The sequence below is a fragment of the Bacillus swezeyi genome (genome assembly GCF_001969815.1).
Lineage (GTDB): Bacteria > Bacillota > Bacilli > Bacillales > Bacillaceae > Bacillus > Bacillus swezeyi.
In genome coordinates this window covers 52,483-70,980 of record NZ_MRBK01000031.1, presented here as the reverse complement: position 1 = coordinate 70,980, position 18,498 = coordinate 52,483, and the positions used below count along the sequence as shown (strand labels likewise).

The following is an 18,498-nucleotide window of genomic DNA, read 5'->3' as shown; positions in this document are numbered from 1 at the left end:
TGCCCGACACCCTTTTCATTTGCGGTCATTTCCGGTGAATGTAAATGTCTCTTTCAAGGCTCTCCCTTCGCTCCCCTTTTCTGTCCAAATGATGTCCACTTCTAATTCAGTCGCTTTTTCGGCCAACAGTATATTGTTGTAGCGGACAGGCAGTCCCTTATTCAAGCTTTTTGCTAAAGAAATCGCCTCTTCATTATCGTCGCTTTGATGACGCTTGCCGAAAAGTGAAACCTTAGTTGCAGAGTGCGGATGATTTCTAAATAAATGAATTTCAGCAGCGGCTGCATCACCACCGATTTTCTTAACCTCGACAGAATACGTTTGATATTTGCCTTTCTCAGGTTTGGCCAATCCCTTCTCTTCCTTAGCCTTGCTGATCGCAACCGCCCATTGGTTTGTGGCTTGTTTGACAGGCAGTTCTTTAAAGGTCAGAGCTTTTGTTTCCGCAGCTTGTGCGAAAAAGCCCGCAAAACATAATGTACATATTGTAAACAGGATTTTTTTCATCATGGCAGAACCTCCAGCATTATATTTTTCAATATGTTGTCCCCGTTTATATGAACTATGCATGCAGCAGAATGAGCCCCGAATCGATATCTTCCGGCTCCTTTATTGAACAAATAATCATTTTTCGAGTTTAAAAATCGCATTCTCCTTTTCAAAAGGTCTGTAAACCGGAAGCTTTAAATCAGGTGCATCGTATATTTTGCTCCATATACATCATACAGGCCAAGGGGTGTCGACCGCGATTGATGGGGTATGGGTATGTTTATAGACGCTTTCAAAGAGGGAAAGAAAAAAAAGATGGGAGGGGAAAGAAGCTGTGTCAAAAGAAGCAAATGAGCTAAAGGAGAAAATCAATCGATACGAACAGTTTTTCAAAAAAAGATATAAGGTACTTTATACATTGAACGATTTTATCATTGGCGTTTTATTTTTTGTCGGAAGCTTTTTCTTCTTTTTTGATCAATTAGAGCCGGCGGGAATTTGGCTGTTTGCGATCGGAAGTCTTCAGCTCTTAATCAGGCCGACGATCCGTTTGATTCATGATGTTCATTACAGAAGGCACATTAAGCATCAATACAGGTATCAACCTCCAGCCGATTAATTTTTATTATCGATCTTCCTTTTTGTGCTAAAATAGAGATACTTTTTTGGGGAGGAATCTATGATGAAAAGATATTTACTCATGACAACCCGGACTGAAAATTTTAATGATACATATGTACCGGCTCATTATGATTTTTTAAATCGGCTAAAAGCGGAAAACCGCTTGGAGATGTACGGCCCTTTTAGCGATAAAACCGGCGGCGCCTATCTCGTCCGAGCTCATTCTTTTGAAGAAGCAAAAAAAATCGGAGAGTCTGATCCGCTCATTGAAAACGGCTCTTCCACCTTGGTTATTAAAGAATGGCTGACAAAATAAAGGCCCTGGCTTTTTACAGTCGCTGCATAAGTGAAATAAGCCTTTTCTCATTTGAGAAGGCTTATTTTTATTCCTCAAGGTAGATCCATTTAAGGATGCATCGTTTTAATTTCTCACAGATCACCACGACCAAGAACCACGTACTTCCTCTAGAGGGAATTTTCTCTCAAATATCCACACCTCATGATCTAATTAAAGAAATAGAAGCGGCAGCCGATGTTACATTTGGGTATTTAAGCTCTGAAATGATCGTTTTTCCAAAAAAACGGTTGAAAAAATGGGTAATTAATCCTATGATAATAGAAGTGTTCATTTGACTGGAGGTGTTGATCAAAAAAGTTTTTTGCCCCTGTGCTTTGATAGCATCCCGCTCGGCTGATGATGTTTTAAAACGGCGGTGATCGTTCATCATTCTAAACAGCAGCCAACGGCTGAAGTTTAGGAATCAAGGATTACGTGGTATCAACATCTACATACAACCGATACGTTTATTTCATTTTTATCCTGATCAAGGTTATATGCAATTATAAACAAACATATTTTTAAGTGGATATGATGCTTGAGGCAAAGTACAGAGAGCGTTAAACAGTTCCGTTCCAAAGGGCAAAGCAATTGGCAGTGAAACATCACATTCGATATTGGCAGTTTTTTAGAAAAAATAAACCTGTATCCATTACAGTACAGGCGAAACAGAGGAGTTTTTACATCATGAAAAGAACGACGGAATTTGTATTAGGTTTAATAGGCGGTATTTTCGGTTTTATCGGAGCTTTTATTGCATTAATGATCGGCGGCATCGATGCATCATTCAGTTCATCTGGAACAAGCCAAATCATTGGATTAGGCTGGGGAGCGGTATTCCTCTCCATTCTCGGCATTGTTGCCTCTGTCCTGGTGAAAAGCAAACCGAAGCTTGGCGGTATTTTACTCATTGTTTCTGCTGTCGGCGGATTTATTTGTATTTTTATGTTCTACATTTTACCGGGTGTCCTCCTGTTGATCGCGGGCATTATGGGATTGGTGAGAAAAGAGAAAACAACTTCTACAGCCGCATAATGAAGGAAAGAGGCCGGGTGAAAACCCGGCCTCTTTTTTTCACCAAACCAACCACTCCTCACATGAATCAGCCAGCCCCTGCAAATCATTCATAAAAACACCTGCATGGTAACCGTCACATACTGCATGGTGAACCTGCAGAGAAACGGGCAAAAATGTCTCTTTTCCGTCTGAAAAGAATTTCCCGTTTGTAATGATAGGAAGCAAATGACCGCTGCGGGCAAGGTTCAGATTGAAGCTTGTAAAGGGAACCCATGGAATGGAGGAAACGGAAAACACGTTGGCAGGAATGTTTTCCTTTGCCCATAGTCCTTTTTTGTCTCCAAATTGCTCCATGTCCTTCAGGTAGTTATGATAAAAACGCGAAAAATCGACTAGAATATTCCGTCCATACGGCAGAAAAGGTTTGATCCTCTTTATGAAAGATCGTATAACAAGGATTCATCTGATCCCAATAACCGAGCTGCCCTTTTTCATTAAATGAGGTTCTAAATTCAGCATAGGAATGAACAACCCTTGACACCATGTAGATAAAAGCAGGATAAAGCTTGATGTTCTTCTGACGCAGCACTTCCAGCAATACGGTTATATTGACGTTTGCCGTGATGCTGAAAGAGCATTTCCCTTCTTTCATGTAGTGTTCAAAATAAGGTTTTCTATTCCAGTGCTCCAGATTGATTGTTTGAAAGTTCATGTTTCATCCTCCTAAAATCATAAAATGTCTATTTTAGGAGGCAAATTTCTCTGACTTCAGCAACAGTCTCACCTCGTGTTCCTTTTCCTAAGTGTAACCCTTTAAAGATTCACAATCAATTATGGAAAGGCTTTTGAAGTGATCTCTTTTCTTTGTCATCTTGCGCTTCCATTCTTTGAACACACACATTTGGCTTTTTTCAGGTTATACTGACATACAGCGGGGTGATCGTATGAATAGCCAATCCGGCTTGACGCCTGAAAAGTGGCGGGCGATTGTTGGGAACGATTCAGCTTTTGACGGAACGTTTTTCTATGCGGTGAAAACAACGGGCATCTTTTGCCGGCCTTCCTGTAAATCGAGAGTTCCACAGATTGAAAATGTACGGATTTTCCGGGATGCACAGCAAGCTTTATCAGCAGGCTTTCGTCCTTGCAAGCGCTGTAAGCCGGACGGGCCGCTGCTTCCCAGTGAAGAGCTGGCGGTAAGAGCTGCACACATCATCAGCGAACATTTTCGTGAGCCGTTGACGCTCACAGCTTTAGCCGAGTTGTGCCATGTCAGTCCCTTTCACCTGCAGCGGACATTTAAACGAATCAAGGGTGTTTCTCCCATCGAATATATTTGGGAGAAAAGAATCTCCAAAGCGAGTGAGCTGCTCGTCTCTTCAGATGAAGCAATTGCAGAAATTGCTGCGAAAATAGGCATTCTGAATGCGGACTATTTTGCCGCGCTGTTTAAAAAGAAGACGGGACAAACGCCGACGGAGTACCGGCAAATAAAACAGGGGTGATAGCATATGTCCGAACAAATCATCTATTGGGGTCTGCATGAATGCGGACCGTGGAATCTCTATCTTGCGGCAACATCGCAAGGGCTTTGTTATACAGGTTCAGATCATTTTGAAGAGCTGGCCGCCTGGGCTCAAAAAAGATGTCCGTCCCATATTGTCATCCGCGATGATAAAAAGCTTGAGCCGTATGCCGATGAATTGACAGCGTATTTGAGAGGGCGGCGAAAGTATTTCAGTTTGCCTGTTGATCTTTACGGCACACCCTTTCAACTGTCCGTCTTACATGCCTTGCGCGGGATTCCTTATGGCAGAACAAGCTCATATACGGAAATCGCCGAGCGTATCCAAAGACGGGGCGCTGTTCGGGCCGTAGGGGCAGCGATCGGCGCCAATCCAGTATTAATCGTGATCCCCTGTCATCGGGTCATCGGAAAAAACGGTAAATTAACGGGATACCGGGGCGGCTTAGAGATGAAACAGCATCTGCTCAGACTGGAAGGCAGCGGTACCGGGGAATGCGGAGCTTAGCCTAAAACAAACACCGTTCGAAACTTCGAACGGTGTCTCATTTTAAAAATCAAAGTTGTCAGGATCAGGGCCGACACGGGTGTTTTCATTCAATCCGGCAATTTGAATCATTTCCTCCGCCGTCAGTTCAAAGCCGAATATATCGGCGTTTTCCGCGATCCGCTGCGCTTTTGTCGATTTTGGAATTGCGATGACGCCGTTTTGCAAGTCCCAGCGCAAAATGACTTGGGCAGCGGTTTTGCCGTGCTTTTTGGCGATTTCCTTCAGAAGCGGATGATCGAGCAGCTGGCCCTGCATCAACGGAGACCATGCTTCCAGCTGAATGCCGTGAGAGCGGCAAAATAAATGAAGTTCTTTCTGCGTCAGGCGCGGATGATACTCTACTTGATTGATCATCGGTTTGATTTCCGCATCCTTCATCAAATCTTCGAGATGGTGAATGTGAAAATTGCTTACTCCGATCGCTTTCACACGCCCTGTTTTATAAAGGGTTTCAAGCGCTCGCCACGCCTCTTTATACCGCCCTTCGACAGGCCAATGGATCAGATACAAATCCAGGGCATCAAGGCCCAATTTTTTAAGGCTCGCCTCATAGGCGTCGATAGTAGAGTCATAGCCTAAATCATCATTCCAGACCTTTGATGTGACAAATACATCTTCTCTTGAAATGCCGGTTTCCTCGATTCCTTCACGGATTCCCCGTCCGACTCCTTCTTCATTTCCGTAGATTGCAGCCGTATCAATGCTGCGGTAGCCGTGGGTAATAGCCGTTTTTACCGCTTGAACAAGCTCACTCAGGCCCTTCTTCTACTTTAAACACGCCCAGTCCAAACCAGGGCATGTCCATACCATTATGCAATGTTGTTCGATCTTGTAAATTGTTCGCAGTCATTATTGACCTCCTTATTCATTTTCTATGATTATGCGCAGTCTCCATCCTTGGCAATGGATGTTGTCAAAATTTGACCATGCTGTTGATCTTTTCGTTCAAGCATCCTGCTCCAGCCTGTCAGCACGACAGCACCGAGCACCATTAACGCCCCGGCCCATGGCGTGTGGATCAGTCCGATCGACTCTGTGATGATGCCTCCTACATAAGAGCCGATGGCAATGCCTGCGTTAAATGCGGCAATATTGACAGCCGATGCGACATCGACCGCTCCCGGAACAAACCGTTCAGCCAGCATGACGACGTAGACTTGCAGCCCAGGGACATTCATAAAAGCTAAAAATCCCATTAAAATGATTGTGATCAGGCCGGCTGTTTTAAACGGAGCAGCCACTGATAATATGAAAAGCACTACCGCCTGGGCCATAAACATATAAAACAGTGCGTCGAGCGGCTTTTGGTTTGCGGCCTTTCCGCCAATGATATTTCCGAGCGCAATCGCAGCTCCGTACACGAGCAGAATGATGGCAACGGCTTCTTCTTTCAATCCTGTTACATGCTGAAGGAGCGGGGATAAATAAGTGAAGACAACAAATGTGCCTCCATATCCCAAAGCCGTAATGATGAATAAAAGCAGCAAACGGCCGTTGGTCACAAGCTGGAATTGGCTGCGGAAAGTCGTCCGGGCGCCTTTTGTCAAATCGGCCGGCACAAGGATGCTGTTGGCGAAGAACGCAATCACGCCGACAGCAACGATTGCAATAAAGGCCGACCTCCAGCCGAATTGCTGACCGATGTAGGTACCGATCGGAACGCCAGTAATCGTCGCCACCGTAAGTCCGATAAACATAATCGAAATCGCCCCGGCTCGCTTATTTTCCGGCACTAGACTTGCTGCAATCGTCGATCCGATCGACATAAATACACCATGCGAAAATGCTGAAAGCACGCGAGCTGCCAACAATACGCCGATGCTCCCGGCACAGGCGGCGATCCCGTTTCCGATCATAAAAATGACCATGATCAATAGCAGTAAAGTTTTTCGCGACATCCGCGATGTCACAGACGTTAAAACGGGCGCTCCAAACGTGACGCCCAAAGCATATAAAGAAACGGTCAGCCCGGCTGTCGTTACGGAAATATGCAAGTCATCGGCGATCAGCGGCAGAAGACCAACACTGATAAATTCTGTCGTACCGATGGCAAATGCGCTGACAGCGAGGGCTAAAAGCGCGAATACACTGCGTTTTTTATGATGAATAGAAGCCATCTTTCTCCTCCTTTTGATTGCAGGGTATAGCAAATCATCGCTGGCAAATGATATTATGGTGCATATCAGCAATAAAAAAAAGTACGCACTTTTTAGTATGATAGGTACTTTTCAGTGCCTATAGGAGGATCAACATGAAGCAGAAAAAATATAATATATCAGTTGAAGCAACATTGGAAGTAATCGGCGGAAAATGGAAATGCGTGATCCTTTGCCATCTGACACACGGAAAAAAACGCACGAGCGAATTGAAGCGTCTGATGCCCAACATCACGCAAAAAATGCTGACCCAGCAGCTGCGTGAACTGGAAGAAGACGGTGTCATCAACCGGATTGTCTACCAGCAGGTTCCTCCAAAAGTGGAATATGAACTCAGCGAATACGGATGGACGCTGCAGGGCATATTGGACTCGCTTTGCGCCTGGGGTGAAAAACATATTACAAAAGTATACGGAGATAAATTTGCTGTGTTGGAGGACAGTGTCCTGAATGATAAATTGAAGCAGGATCATGAATGAGGTTACGATCAAACAGCAGTTCGTCAAACGATTGGCAGATCGCTTTTTTAAAACAGCAAAGGGCTGGAGGTTTTTTATGGGAAAATTGTTTCTTTCCGGAGGCGGAGATGCAGATCAGACGCAAGCATTGGATCGGCGTTTTGCAGAAGAAATCGATCAAAATAAGCCTTTATTATATATTCCTATTGCCATGGATGCCTCACGATTTGACAGTTGCTTCGAGTGGATCAACAAAATGTTGAAGCCGCTGGGCATAGAAAACATCACAATGTGGACGAATGTTAGAAACAAGAGTATACAAGATTTAGATGCTTTTTCTGCTGTTTATATCGGAGGAGGAAACACATTCCATTTACTTAAAAGTTTGATGGATTGTCATATTATCGATATTTTAAAAAGCTATGCAGAAAAAGACGGCATCATCTATGGCGGAAGCGCAGGCGCCATCATTTTGGGCAAAAACATCATGACGTGTTCCCATATGGATTGCAACAATGCTGGATTAAACCATTTCAGCGGATTAAAGCTGACAGAAGAATACTCGATTTGGTGCCACTACAAACAGGAACATGACACGTTGATTAAAAGATTTATGACAACCTTTCAAACTCCGGTGATTGCTTTGCCTGAAGAAACAGGAATTGCCGTCAACGGTCAAGAGATGCAGGTAATCGGAGTCAGGCCCGCCTATGTATTTAGTGATGTAAACAAATCCGTTGTCCATGAGAATCATTTTATATAAACAAGGGAAACCCTAATGTTTTAGCCCATGGAAAACTTGGCGAAATGAATACAATCTTTTAGTCCCCGCAGCCGATTGGGTAAATTTACGGAAGTTGATTTTATGCGATTTTGAAATGGAAAATATCCAAGCTATTCTTCATCAAAACTTAGGTTCTATTAAACTAAAAAAAGCCCTGGCAAGAGGGCTTTTTTAAACGGTCTTTGACGAGCAGCACCGTATGATAAAGCGCTAAACTTCCTTCCCGCTCAGATCCTTTTCCGCTTCATAATGCCGGGCCAGCTCAACAATCATCGCGCCCATCCGCTCAAGTTCAGGAGCGAGCAGCCGCTTCACTCCTTCTTCTTTTAATGCCTCTGCCGTCACTTTTCCGACAGCAGCTGCCAACACATGATCCTGAAAGGATTGGACAATTTTTTCTCCATATCCTTTTTCCCTCGCGAACTTGAAAAGCGAGCGGACTTGAACGGCCGTTGTGAAGCAGACCGCATCAACTTCATGATTGAGCAGCTCCTCACACAATAAAGCGACGGTTTCTTGATCTGGCGCGACATGCTGATATGGAAGAAGCGGGAATACAGATGCGCCCTTCTCTTCCAAAAATGTCAGCAATGATGGTGCGTTTTCGCCGTGGAGCTGGACCATGACCCGTTTTCCGGCAAAATCATGGGATGCAAGCGATTCGATCAGCCCCTTCGTCGTGCCGTCTTCATCCGCCGCAATCGGTGTGATGCCAAACTTCTTTAAAGCAGAAATGGTTTTGTATCCTCTTGATGCCGCTTTCGCCTGGCGGATCACCTTAAGAAAACGCTCGCCGATACCGAGTTTCTCGGCCAGGCTGACAAGTGTCTCCGTTCCGATGCCAGTTGTAAAAATCACCCAGTCGGCTCCTGTTTCAACAAAAGCCTGCAAATCAGGCCCGACTTTTTTGTCTGCCAAAAATACGGTTCCCTGGAGGGAGCGGACGACGGGGATTCCGCCTTGCTTTTTGATGAGTGTGCTCATTTCCTCAGTTTTTCGAGATGCGCCGATGGCAATTCGCTTGCCGTTCAATCCTTTTCCCACAGACAATCCCTCTTTCTGTATCGTTTTATTTCCACACAGGAGTTTACTAACATCTTCCAAATGAGATATGATTGAATTATCAAAAAATAACAGGAGGTTTTTTCATGTCAACTTATCCTCAATTTGAAACCAGAGCCGAGCATTTGACGAAACATGCCCGTTTTTTCGAGTATACCACTGCCTCTGACCCGATTGGAAGCGGAATAATCAGTCAGGTGCCTGTAAAGGAATTCGGTCCTGAATTATACCAGTCCGGCGAAACGAGGATCATCCCATTGGACATCTCCAAGGAGCTCAAAACAGATTATCCTGCGTCAAGCCCTTCCCTCCTCGCCCATTTCATCAAGATTCGTTCGGGTGAGACGGTCAATACTGAACCCCATGCGACAAGCGAATTATATTACATCATTGGAGGTGCGGGGAGGACTGAAGTGAACGGAGAAGCGATTGACTGGAAAGAAGGAGATTTTTTAACCTTGCCGGCAGGCTCAAGCAGCCGGCATACCGCAACAGAAGATGCGGCAATCTATTATATTACCGATTCACCGCTCCTTCATTATTTAGGAGTGAGACCTGCAGAAGCACGCTTCAAACCAACGCTCTACACCGCTGAACAGGCAAAAGCCAAATTAGCTGAAGCGGCCGATTCCCCTGACGCCCATTTACGAAACCGGATTTCCGTTCTATTAAACAACGATACATTCGATCAAACGTTGACGATCACCCATGTTTTATGGGCGATGTTCGGGATCGTTCCGCCCGGCTCCAATCAAGCGCCTCACAGCCATAAATCGGTGGCTCTTGACTTTGTCGCCTATGCCGCTCCCGGTACGTACACACTGGTCGGAACCCAAATCGATCCTGTCACAAAGGAAATCATTGACCCCATAAGAGTGGACTGGGTGACCGGAAAAGCCTTTATAACTCCGCCTGGGCTGTGGCATTCTCATCATAATGAATCAGATGAACCGGCATACATTATTCCGATTCAAGATGCAGGCCTGCAAACCTACCTTCGCACATTGGATATTCAATTTCAGCATTACGGGGGAAAAAGGTGAGGAAAGGTTGCAGCGGGAAGCCAACGTGTGAGATGCTGATTTCCCGCTGTTTTTTAAGCTACTTTTCAGCCTGCTTTTTTTGCTTCACAATCATGTCCGCAATTTCTTCGGCCTGTGCTTGAACGGCGTTTGGATCATAGGGCCAGAACCTGTCAGGGTCAAGGAAAAATACCCGGCCTTTTTTCACCGCGTCAAGCGACTTCCAGACTGGATTGTCCTGATCAAGGGTGCCGTTGTAGGATTCATCGACAAATATGTAGTCTCCGGCATATTTCGGGAGGACTTCGAAGGAAATGACCTTGTATCCGTCTGCCGCCTCAATGGCATCCTTTTTGACCGAATCAGGCGGTGTCAGCCCGAGCTGTCTATAGATGGCTTCTCCTCCCCGATACCCGTAAGCGCCATAGACATACAGCGATTTTGCATAGGCGCCGATTAAAGAAAATGTCTCATCTTGAACAGCTGCGTTTTTGATTTTCGCACGGGCTGCTTCCATTTTTTGATTGAACGTTTTCATCCACTCTTCAGCTTCTTTTTCTTTGCCGAGCAGTTCACCGAATGTTTTCATTTCTTCGCGGGCATCTTTAAATGTGCCGAACGGATAGACGACGGTCGGAGCGATTTTTGACAGTTTTTCATAGACTTTTGAATCGTTGTTCATCGACACGATCAAATCGGGTTTAAGCTCAAGAATTTTTTCCACAGACACGGAAACGCCGTCTTTTGCTCCGATATTTTTAACACCGGATACTTGATCTTTAATATAGGGGCTTTTAAGGTATTTTCCCGTTTCTCCAAGCGGCTTGATTCCAAATGCCAGCACTGTTGCCGCATACCCTACCGTAACGACCCGCTTCGGTTTCGCGGGTACTGTAATATCCCCGTTGACCGTTTCCACCACTCTTGTTTCTTCCGCGTTTTTCCCTGAGGCTTCTGTTTGAGTCTTGCTTTGGCATGCTGAAAGAAAAACGGCAAAAGCGAGCAAAAGAGCAAATACAGCAAAATCATACTTCCGATACATAACAAACCTCCCATTGATAACGATTATCATTATCAATATACACGATATTCATTCCAATGGGAAGTTTTTATTTTACCGCTGACTGCTCAGACCTTCTGCTTCCGCCGGTAATATTCGATAACAAACTGTTTAAAGTTGGAAGACGCAGGCGATAAATATTGGTCTTTTAAGACGGCGAGGGCTATCGTCCGTTCGCATTTGTAATCCGATACGCGACAAAATGCGACAGGAGAATGGACATGCTCCGCCGTTTTCGGCAAAATTGCGGCCCCGAGTCCCGCTGATACAAGCCCCAAAATCGTCGAAACCTCTTCCCCTTCAAACGCAAGTTTCGGATTGATATTCAAGTCCCGGCACATTTGATCAAAAACATAGCGAAGCCCATATCCGGGCTTAAAACCGACAAAATCTTCATCCGCTATTGTTTTGATCGCGATTTCTTTCCGGCCTGCGAGCGGATGATCGGCGGGCAGCACCAAATAAAGCGGTTCTTTATCCAAGACCGTCCAATCAAGCAGTTCGTTCGGCAGCGGCGGAGAACTCAGGCACATATCGGCTTCTCCCGTCTCCACCATGTGCTGAAGCGGCTCATTCGCAGCCTGATAAAGTCGGAAAGCAACCTGCGGATACTGCTGTTTAAATTCGGCTATGATCTGCGGCATCAGCCGCGATCCGAGCGTATGCAAAAAAGACACGGAAATGTCGCCGCAATCGGGATCTGCACTTTGTCTGACCCGCTGAACACCTTCATCAAGTGCAAGGCGCGCTTGCTTTGCTTTGATGAGAAACAACTCGCCATACTTTGTCAGCCGGACAGATTTCGTTTTTCTCATCAATAAAGGAACGCCCAGTTCTTCCTCAAGTTTCTTGATGGATCGACTCAAGGCCGGCTGGGAAATGTTTTGTTCCAATGCGGCTTTTGTAAAATGCCGATGTTTGCTTACGGCAATAAAATTGTCGATTTGATAGAGCTCCACTGTCCCACCCCTTCTTTCATAACTGAAACGCATGATAATCATAATTATTATAAATTAGACACATTACAATTGAAAGCGTAGGATGGATCATAGATCAGCACTGACGAAAAGAGGGACCACCATGAAATACATTCAGCCGCATACGAAGGATTATCAAAAAGCAAGTATTGCTTTATTTATCAGCGGTTTTGTCACTTTTGCGACGTTGTATACTACACAGCCTCTGATGCCGATGTTTGCTGAGGAATTCGGCATATCAGCGGCGGCGGCAAGTTTAACATTATCCATTTCAACGGGCATATTGGCATTTGCATTACTTACAGCGGCAGCATTGTCGGACGGATTCGGCAGAAAAAAAATCATGACCTTTTCGCTTTTTGCAACGTCCATTCTCGGCCTCTTGACAGCGTTTAGTCCAAGCTTTGCCGCACTGCTTGCGATGAGAGGTCTGCTCGGCTTTGTTCTGGCAGGGGTGCCGGCCATTGCGATGACTTATGTCGGTGAAGAATTTGATCCGAAAGGGCTCGGCAAAATGATGGGGCTGTACATTAGCGGCACTAGCCTGGGAGGCATGAGCGGGAGGCTTTTAACCGGCCTTTTGACAGACCTTTTCGGTTGGAGGGAAGCGCTCGGAATCATCGGTGCGCTATCTCTGTTATTAAGCTGTTTGTTTTGGCTATTGCTCCCTCGGCCCCGGCGCTTTGTGAAAAAACAAACCAATGTGAAAAAGATGTGCCTCGCCTATGCTGCGGTTTTCGCAAATAAACGGCTTCTGCTGATGATTTCTCTTGGTTTTTTATTGATGGGCAGTTTTGTGACGCTGTTTAATTACATCGGGTTTCAATTGATGGAGCCGCCGTATCAATTGTCACATACGGTCATCGGGCTGATCTTTATCGTTTATTTGGCGGGTACGTTCAGTTCTGTCTATATGGGAAAGAAAGCCGACAGCTTAGGAAGCTCATTTATGTTGAAAATCGCCATCGGCATTATGGCCGGAGGCGCCTTGCTTACACTACTTCCCCAGCTCCTGCTGAAAATAGCCGGTATCGCTGTTTTCACCTTCGGATTTTTCGGAGCGCATTCGATCGCCAGCTTCTGGGTTGGCCAATCGGCAAATGAACAGCGCGTTCAGGCCTCTTCTCTTTATTTGCTCAGCTATTATCTCGGCTCCAGTCTGGCCGGTTCATTCGGAGGGTTTTTTTGGACTCATTTTAAATGGACGGGAATCATCGCTTTCATTATGGGATTGCTTTTTCTTGCTTATCCGGTTATTCTCTTTGCCGGAACAGAACAATCCAAAAATATTTCGAACCGACATAAAAGCCAGACTCCAAGCTAAACTTTCTTCAAAATATGCCGATACATAAATCAAAGCCTGCATGGCAATTCCTTCTGAAGATCAGCCGTTTTTAGAAAGTTTGAATGCAGCCGGTCATGTTGGCTTTTTTCCTTATACCTCTCAATTTGAATCATAAGGGAAGGCTGCCGCTTCAAACATGTTTAACCTTATCAAAAAGAGACATCCTGATTTCAGAATGTCTCTTTTTTTCTGCTTCTTTCAGCATTATGCTCTTACAGTATGTTCTGCCCCGAAGGCTTTAAATACACCGCCTGAAACATCGCCTCCATCCCAGACGTCTTTTGCGTAGCGTCCTTCTTCCTGCAGGGCGGAGATCCAGTTTTGTGCTTCCTCTTGACTTGCCTGATATACATGTTCGTATGCCTCACAAAGCGTTTGTTCTACGGCAGGAGCCATGCGGCTGCCGTCCCCGCAAACGTACAGGCGGGCGCCGTTATCCAGTAGGTGAATCAACCTTTCGCTGTCCACTTTCATCAGGTCTTGGACATATGTTTTCGGCCGGCCTTCAAGACGTGAAAATGCTGTGTGCAAATGGACGAGTCCGTCTTGTGCTGCCTTTTCTAACTCCCTCTGATAGAGATAATCCTGTTCAGGATGGCGGCAGCCAAAATACAAGTGTGCTTCTCCAAGGTTTATGCCGGCATTTTGTTGAATGCGGCGGGCCTGAAGGAAGCCTCGGTAAGGCGCGATCCCCGTCCCCGGACCGACCATGATGATTGGTGTTTCAGGGTCAGCGGGCAGCCGGAATCCCGACTGAGGCTGGCGGATAAAGCATGCGATGCTGTCTCCGGGGGAAAGCCCTGCCAGATAGTTTGAGGCAACCCCGCTGTACTGCCCGCGTCCGCTTAGCGCCGGACCGCTTACAACGGCAACGGTGATGCTTGTTTGCCGCTCATTTTGCAAAGGCGAGCTTGAAATGGAATAATATCTTGGTTTGAGTGAAGGAAGAAGTGCTAAAAAGCGAGCAAACGGCAGTTCACAAGCCGGATACTGCTCAAGCAAATCAAGCATCGACACACGCTTCTTCAAAACCCGCTCCTTATAGACTCCGGCTTCCAATAGTTCTTCCAGCTCCCGTTTATGCGGCGGACAGACTGTATGTGCAGCCAATTCACGAAGCTGCGCTCTTGTGGCCGGTTCCTGCAGCTCCAAACTGTTTTGAAAGAGATCTTTTATATCGACTGGACGGCCTTGCGGCAAATGGGCGGTGTGATGCTCTCCTGTGATCAGCACTTGTTCATTTCCGCTTAATCCAAATCGGCTGAAGACCCGCTCGATCAACTCCATACTGTTTTGCGGCAGCACTCCGAGATGATCCCCTTCCAGAAATGAGATGCCTTCAGGCAATGATATTTCAAGATGTCTTGTGCTTCTCCCGCTGTCTTCGTACTGTAGCTCACGGTTTGCTGATATTTGCGCTGTAAATGCCTGATACGCTTTAGCGAGCGGCGAAGCAGCAGGTGTGCTGACAAACTCGACGGACAGTTCTTGTCTGTCTGCCTCTTGGTGAATAAGTTCTGCTAAAGAAAAGGCATTTCTTAAAACTGGCCAAAGATCATTTTGCCAGGCTTCGAACTGTCCTTCAAAATCATCGCCCGCATCCCCTTCACCAAGCTTTAGCAGCCGATGTGCGCCTTTCTTTTCCAATTCGCTGTCAATCAGGCGGGGAATCCGTTGATAAGTGCTGGCCCAGCTGCGGTTTCCGCATCCGAACACAGCATATTTGACGCCTGACAAATCTTCTTCATGACCGTGCTCAAGCCAATCGATAAAATCTTTAGCATTATCAGGCGGATTTCCGTTATAAGAAGCCGTTACGATGATCACCGCCCCCTCTTTTGGAATCCTTCCTTGATATTGGTCAAGCTCTGCCGTCTCACACTTATAGCCTTGCAAACGCGCCTGATCGGCAAGCTCTTTTGCAATCCCTTCGGCCGTCCCAAGGTTTGATCCATACAGTACAAGAAACGGAATGCCGTGCGTGTTTTCCCCCGCTGGTTTAGTCTGCCGTTCTTCCTGCGGGTCTTTTTGTTCTGCTGTCTGTGCAGGGAATGTCATCAGCATTTGTTTTTTTCTCGGTTTCACTCGTATGGTGAATCCTTCAGGCTTCAAGGTGAGTGATTCTTTTACCGCTAAATGATAATTCGTATGATCTTCCAGTTCAAAATGCTGAAGGATCATGCCAAGCACCAATGTCGCTTCATGAAGGGCAAACTGCATCCCGATGCAGGCCCGCTGCCCATTGCCGAACGGTTTGTACGCATGCTGCGGAATGCTGTCCATCTGTTCAAACCGCTCCGGCCGGAACGCTTCTGCATCTTCTCCCCAAACGCTTTGATCCCTGTGCAGTTTTGGAATCAATACCGTTATGCCTTGCCCTTTTGGTATCAAATATTTTCCGCCGATCACCGTTTCCTCCTTTGCGTACAAAGAAAAGGCGGGAGCTGTCGGCCAAAGCCTTATCGATTCATTCAAAATCATGCGGATGTATTTCAGCTGCTGCACTTGTTTATACGACGGAACAGGTTCGGTCAGCACACGGTCTGCTTCTTCATATGCTTTTTGGAGCTTATCCGGATGCTTGAGGAGCAAATAAAGTGCAAATGATAATAAACCGCTGGTCGTCTCGTGCCCCGCAATCAAAAATGTAATGATTTGATAACGGATATTTTCGTCATCAAGCTTTTCACCCGTCTCAGGATCCTTCGTATGAAGCATGAGGGACAGCAGATCATTGCCGCTCTGGCCGCCGGCTTGTTTTCGTTCGGCGATGATCCGGTCAACAAGGGAAAACATCGATTCAACGTCCCGGTTAAACTGGCGTCTCGTTTTGACCATCAGCTTATCCTGCAATTCAAAGCGCTTTGTCTGTCTCATCGCTTCGTTCAATCCGCGTACCATGCTTTCAATGAACGGATGCTGCCCTTCGCGGTAAAAGCTGTTAAAGCGGTAGTTGAACCCGCATAAGCCGATCGTATCCAGCGTCAGCCGCGTCATATCCTCCGGCACATCGATACTTTCATTTTGATTCAGCCGGGACCACTTTTGAATGAGCTGAACCGCAATATCCTGCATCATAGAATGGTATCCCTTCATGGCTTTCTGGCTGAAGCTCGGCAGAAGAATATTGTGGGCTTTCCGCCAGTTCGGCTCATCCGTCCAGCTTGTGAACAGCCCGTCTCCGCTGAATTCGCGAACTTTTAAAAGGCCTTTCCCCATGTTTTTATCAAATCTGGTTTCGTCACAGACCTCTGAAACCAGTTCATGGCTTGAAACAAAGATACCGATCCCATCAGCAAATTGGAATTGAAATATCGGTCCCATCTCGTCTGCGATTTTCCAAAGGGACTGAGAGACCTTGGTTTTGTCGATCAAAGGAAGATTGCCAAGCGGTCCATATGTTTTAGGGATTGGAATTGAACTTAACTTCTTCATGAAAATCATCCTTTCTATTTTTGAAAAAATAGCTTTCACCCGCGATGTTTGATAGCATGCCAAGAACACGCTTCAATCTCTTTCATCAGTCCGGAAGGGTCTTCGATTTCTCCGGCTCTCACCAGCTTTTGAATGTGGACAAAAGAGCCGAACACCATCGCGGACAAGATATGGGAAGGCAGCGAACGAATGATGCCCCTCTCTTTGCCTTTTTCAAAAAATAAATAGATAAAATCCAAAAGGTCATTCAGTACAGCCCGGCTTGTTTCATTCAGATAATGTGAGGTTTTATCAATTTCCAAAAAATAAAGCGCATGAATGTTTTCCTGCGAAAACTTGTACAGGCAGCGGAAAATATGCTGAAACTGCTCATGTATGCCTGCTGAATCCTCCGGGTAGCCTTCCTCTATCTTTTCTTTAAAATGCTTCACACTGTCTTGAAACAGAATATTCACAAGCCCTTCCTTGCTGTCAAAGTATCGGTAAATCGTGCCTGCTCCAACGTCCGCCTTCTCGGCAATCATCGGAATGGTTGTAGCATCAAAGCCCCTGTCTGCGAAAAGAACGAGCGAAGCCTCAATGATCTTCTGATATTTACTTTCTTGTTCCACGTAAATTCGCCCCCCGCAGTTCGGAATGAATGTTCATTCCGCAAATTTCTTTATATTCCCTTTTGACAGATCATTCGAAAATTCCTTTTTTAATATAAAAATTTTTAAATAAAAATCAAAATGAGGATGATAGACCCATTTTCCTTCATGTGCTAAAATACACATTAAAAAAGTGAACAGAACCATTCCGCTCTGTTCACTTGATGGTATTCTTATATATTAATTTTCATACCTGATTTGTTCTGTCAAATCTATCAAGCCGAGCATAAGCTTGGATTCCAGCGAAAAAAAGATGACAAAATCCTTAAACCGTTATAGGATTTTGTCAACAATCTGAAACGTCTTATTTTGAGAAAATTTTTTTATTTTACCGCCGTTATGCAGCAATCATTTTTTCGCATATGTACGGTGATTTCCCTGAAATGACTTTCTTCAAGCTGCCGCTTGATCTGCTCTTCAGTGTATAAAGCAAAGTCCTTTGTTTTTTTCGATTTTTTCATTTGATCCTTTAGGTGGATAGAGAGATAAAGAGTGCCGTCAAGCTGCATAACCCTGTAAATTTCTTTTAAAGCTTGCTGAACATCCGTCCAAAAATAAATCGTATGGACTGAGAATACTTTATGAAAGGAACGATCATCAAAAGGAATGTTTTCGGCATAGCCGAGCTTCAATTCCGCTTTCCCTTCCTCTCTTATATTCCGGGTGCGGCGCAAACTTTGCTTGACCATGCTTTTGGAGGAATCGATTCCACAAGCTTTGCCGCTTTCAAGCTGTTCAGCTATCCGGCACAGAGCCGCACCGCTTCCCGTTCCGATTTCAAGGATGCGTTCATGCGGGCGGACATCCAATAACTGAATGGTCCATTCGTTTATATCATGGTTTCCGGTTTCCATATAAGAAGCGACCCATTTTGCTAAAATGCCTCTCGGACTCCGCAATTGTTTTCCAAGCCATTGTTCAAACACGTCAAAACACCTGCTTTAATTCTTTTTAGCCCGATTTTAGGTGTGGACAAACCAGAGGACAAAACGGGCCTTACTCCAATCATA

General features: G+C 45.5%; 17 protein-coding genes and 2 pseudogenes. 9 read left to right on the top strand and 10 right to left on the bottom strand.

Annotated elements, in window-relative coordinates:
- Positions 1 to 15: 15 nt before the first annotated feature.
- A complete protein-coding gene (locus tag BTA30_RS20190) occupies positions 16 to 510 on the bottom strand; it encodes a YozF family protein (RefSeq protein WP_239693597.1) in 495 nt (164 codons plus the stop codon).
- A 313-nt stretch (positions 511 to 823) separates the two neighbouring features.
- On the opposite strand from BTA30_RS20190, the gene BTA30_RS20185 reads away from it, so the two are divergent.
- From BTA30_RS20185 to BTA30_RS20170, 3 genes are all read left to right on the top strand, one after another.
- Entirely contained in the window at positions 824 to 1,108 is a 285-nt protein-coding gene (locus BTA30_RS20185) for a YrhK family protein (RefSeq protein WP_076763489.1), read from the top strand.
- Between the two features lie 63 nt (positions 1,109 to 1,171).
- The gene (locus tag BTA30_RS20180; protein WP_076763487.1) at positions 1,172 to 1,426 is read left to right on the top strand and encodes a YciI family protein; all 255 of its coding nucleotides are present in this window, start codon (positions 1,172 to 1,174) and stop codon (positions 1,424 to 1,426) included.
- Between the two features lie 708 nt (positions 1,427 to 2,134).
- Positions 2,135 to 2,482, top strand: coding sequence for a DUF4064 domain-containing protein (locus BTA30_RS20170; RefSeq protein ID WP_076763482.1), 348 nt, complete (start codon positions 2,135 to 2,137; stop codon positions 2,480 to 2,482).
- Between the two features lie 39 nt (positions 2,483 to 2,521).
- Here the strand turns inward: BTA30_RS20170 and catA are convergent.
- A pseudogene (gene catA / locus BTA30_RS20165) lies at positions 2,522 to 3,176 on the bottom strand (type A chloramphenicol O-acetyltransferase).
- 232 nt (positions 3,177 to 3,408) lie between these two features.
- Here catA and BTA30_RS20160 point away from each other — a divergent pair.
- On the top strand, positions 3,409 to 3,969 hold the full coding sequence (locus BTA30_RS20160; RefSeq protein ID WP_076763480.1) for a bifunctional transcriptional activator/DNA repair enzyme AdaA: 561 nt from the start codon (positions 3,409 to 3,411) through the stop codon (positions 3,967 to 3,969).
- Between the two features lie 6 nt (positions 3,970 to 3,975).
- A complete protein-coding gene (locus BTA30_RS20155; RefSeq protein ID WP_076763478.1) occupies positions 3,976 to 4,497 on the top strand; it encodes a methylated-DNA--[protein]-cysteine S-methyltransferase in 522 nt (173 codons plus the stop codon).
- Between the two features lie 42 nt (positions 4,498 to 4,539).
- Here BTA30_RS20155 and BTA30_RS20150 read toward each other — a convergent pair.
- Both BTA30_RS20150 and BTA30_RS20145 read right to left on the bottom strand, forming a co-directional pair.
- A pseudogene (locus BTA30_RS20150) lies at positions 4,540 to 5,389 on the bottom strand (aldo/keto reductase).
- A gap of 28 nt (positions 5,390 to 5,417) precedes the next feature.
- On the bottom strand, positions 5,418 to 6,656 hold the full coding sequence (locus BTA30_RS20145) for an MFS transporter (protein ID WP_076763476.1): 1,239 nt from the start codon (positions 6,654 to 6,656) through the stop codon (positions 5,418 to 5,420).
- A gap of 134 nt (positions 6,657 to 6,790) precedes the next feature.
- Here BTA30_RS20145 and BTA30_RS20140 point away from each other — a divergent pair, with 134 nt between their 5' ends.
- Both BTA30_RS20140 and BTA30_RS20135 read left to right on the top strand, forming a co-directional pair.
- Positions 6,791 to 7,174: a winged helix-turn-helix transcriptional regulator gene (locus tag BTA30_RS20140; RefSeq protein WP_076763474.1), complete on the top strand. Its 384-nt coding sequence runs from the start codon at positions 6,791 to 6,793 to the stop codon at positions 7,172 to 7,174.
- 76 nt (positions 7,175 to 7,250) lie between these two features.
- Positions 7,251 to 7,916 carry a Type 1 glutamine amidotransferase-like domain-containing protein gene (locus BTA30_RS20135; RefSeq protein ID WP_076763524.1) on the top strand — a complete coding sequence of 222 codons (666 nt, stop codon included), beginning with the start codon at positions 7,251 to 7,253 and terminating at the stop codon, positions 7,914 to 7,916.
- A 231-nt stretch (positions 7,917 to 8,147) separates the two neighbouring features.
- Here BTA30_RS20135 and BTA30_RS20130 read toward each other — a convergent pair whose 3' ends face one another.
- Positions 8,148 to 8,981, bottom strand: coding sequence for a uroporphyrinogen-III synthase (locus BTA30_RS20130; RefSeq protein WP_076763472.1), 834 nt, complete (start codon positions 8,979 to 8,981; stop codon positions 8,148 to 8,150).
- 104 nt (positions 8,982 to 9,085) lie between these two features.
- Between BTA30_RS20130 and BTA30_RS20125 the strand changes: the two genes are divergently transcribed.
- Entirely contained in the window at positions 9,086 to 10,042 is a 957-nt protein-coding gene (locus tag BTA30_RS20125; protein ID WP_076763470.1) for a cupin domain-containing protein, read from the top strand.
- A gap of 58 nt (positions 10,043 to 10,100) precedes the next feature.
- Here the strand turns inward: BTA30_RS20125 and BTA30_RS20120 are convergent, their stop codons facing one another.
- Both BTA30_RS20120 and BTA30_RS20115 read right to left on the bottom strand, forming a co-directional pair.
- On the bottom strand, positions 10,101 to 11,063 hold the full coding sequence (locus tag BTA30_RS20120; RefSeq protein WP_076763467.1) for an ABC transporter substrate-binding protein: 963 nt from the start codon (positions 11,061 to 11,063) through the stop codon (positions 10,101 to 10,103).
- A gap of 86 nt (positions 11,064 to 11,149) precedes the next feature.
- Positions 11,150 to 12,040, bottom strand: a complete 891-nt coding sequence (locus BTA30_RS20115; RefSeq protein WP_076763465.1) for a LysR family transcriptional regulator — start codon at positions 12,038 to 12,040, stop codon at positions 11,150 to 11,152.
- 121 nt (positions 12,041 to 12,161) lie between these two features.
- Here BTA30_RS20115 and BTA30_RS20110 point away from each other — a divergent pair, with 121 nt between their 5' ends.
- Positions 12,162 to 13,382, top strand: coding sequence for an MFS transporter (locus tag BTA30_RS20110; protein ID WP_076763463.1), 1,221 nt, complete (start codon positions 12,162 to 12,164; stop codon positions 13,380 to 13,382).
- 225 nt (positions 13,383 to 13,607) lie between these two features.
- Here BTA30_RS20110 and BTA30_RS20105 read toward each other — a convergent pair whose 3' ends face one another.
- The 3 genes from BTA30_RS20105 to BTA30_RS20095 all read right to left on the bottom strand — a co-directional run bounded on the left by BTA30_RS20105 (position 13,608) and on the right by BTA30_RS20095 (position 18,414).
- Positions 13,608 to 16,838, bottom strand: coding sequence for a bifunctional cytochrome P450/NADPH--P450 reductase (locus tag BTA30_RS20105; RefSeq protein ID WP_076763460.1), 3,231 nt, complete (start codon positions 16,836 to 16,838; stop codon positions 13,608 to 13,610).
- Positions 16,839 to 16,873: 35 nt separating this feature from the next.
- A complete protein-coding gene (locus BTA30_RS20100; RefSeq protein ID WP_076763457.1) occupies positions 16,874 to 17,449 on the bottom strand; it encodes a TetR/AcrR family transcriptional regulator in 576 nt (191 codons plus the stop codon).
- A 362-nt stretch (positions 17,450 to 17,811) separates the two neighbouring features.
- Positions 17,812 to 18,414, bottom strand: a complete 603-nt coding sequence (locus tag BTA30_RS20095; protein ID WP_076763455.1) for a class I SAM-dependent methyltransferase — start codon at positions 18,412 to 18,414, stop codon at positions 17,812 to 17,814.
- Between the last annotated feature and the right edge of the window lie 84 nt (positions 18,415 to 18,498).

What these genes read in the sequence shown, in the direction of transcription:
- BTA30_RS20190 (WP_239693597.1), bottom strand. Translation starts at nt 510, where the DNA reads ATGATGAAAAAAATCCTGTTTACAATATGTACATTATGTTTTGCGGGC.
- BTA30_RS20180 (WP_076763487.1), top strand. Translation starts at nt 1,172, where the DNA reads ATGAAAAGATATTTACTCATGACAACCCGGACTGAAAATTTTAATGAT.
- BTA30_RS20170 (WP_076763482.1), top strand. Translation starts at nt 2,135, where the DNA reads ATGAAAAGAACGACGGAATTTGTATTAGGTTTAATAGGCGGTATTTTC.
- BTA30_RS20160 (WP_076763480.1), top strand. Translation starts at nt 3,409, where the DNA reads ATGAATAGCCAATCCGGCTTGACGCCTGAAAAGTGGCGGGCGATTGTT.
- BTA30_RS20155 (WP_076763478.1), top strand. Translation starts at nt 3,976, where the DNA reads ATGTCCGAACAAATCATCTATTGGGGTCTGCATGAATGCGGACCGTGG.
- BTA30_RS20145 (WP_076763476.1), bottom strand. Translation starts at nt 6,656, where the DNA reads ATGGCTTCTATTCATCATAAAAAACGCAGTGTATTCGCGCTTTTAGCC.
- BTA30_RS20140 (WP_076763474.1), top strand. Translation starts at nt 6,791, where the DNA reads ATGAAGCAGAAAAAATATAATATATCAGTTGAAGCAACATTGGAAGTA.
- BTA30_RS20135 (WP_076763524.1), top strand. Translation starts at nt 7,251, where the DNA reads ATGGGAAAATTGTTTCTTTCCGGAGGCGGAGATGCAGATCAGACGCAA.
- BTA30_RS20125 (WP_076763470.1), top strand. Translation starts at nt 9,086, where the DNA reads ATGTCAACTTATCCTCAATTTGAAACCAGAGCCGAGCATTTGACGAAA.
- BTA30_RS20120 (WP_076763467.1), bottom strand. Translation starts at nt 11,063, where the DNA reads ATGTATCGGAAGTATGATTTTGCTGTATTTGCTCTTTTGCTCGCTTTT.
- BTA30_RS20110 (WP_076763463.1), top strand. Translation starts at nt 12,162, where the DNA reads ATGAAATACATTCAGCCGCATACGAAGGATTATCAAAAAGCAAGTATT.
- BTA30_RS20105 (WP_076763460.1), bottom strand. Translation starts at nt 16,838, where the DNA reads ATGAAGAAGTTAAGTTCAATTCCAATCCCTAAAACATATGGACCGCTT.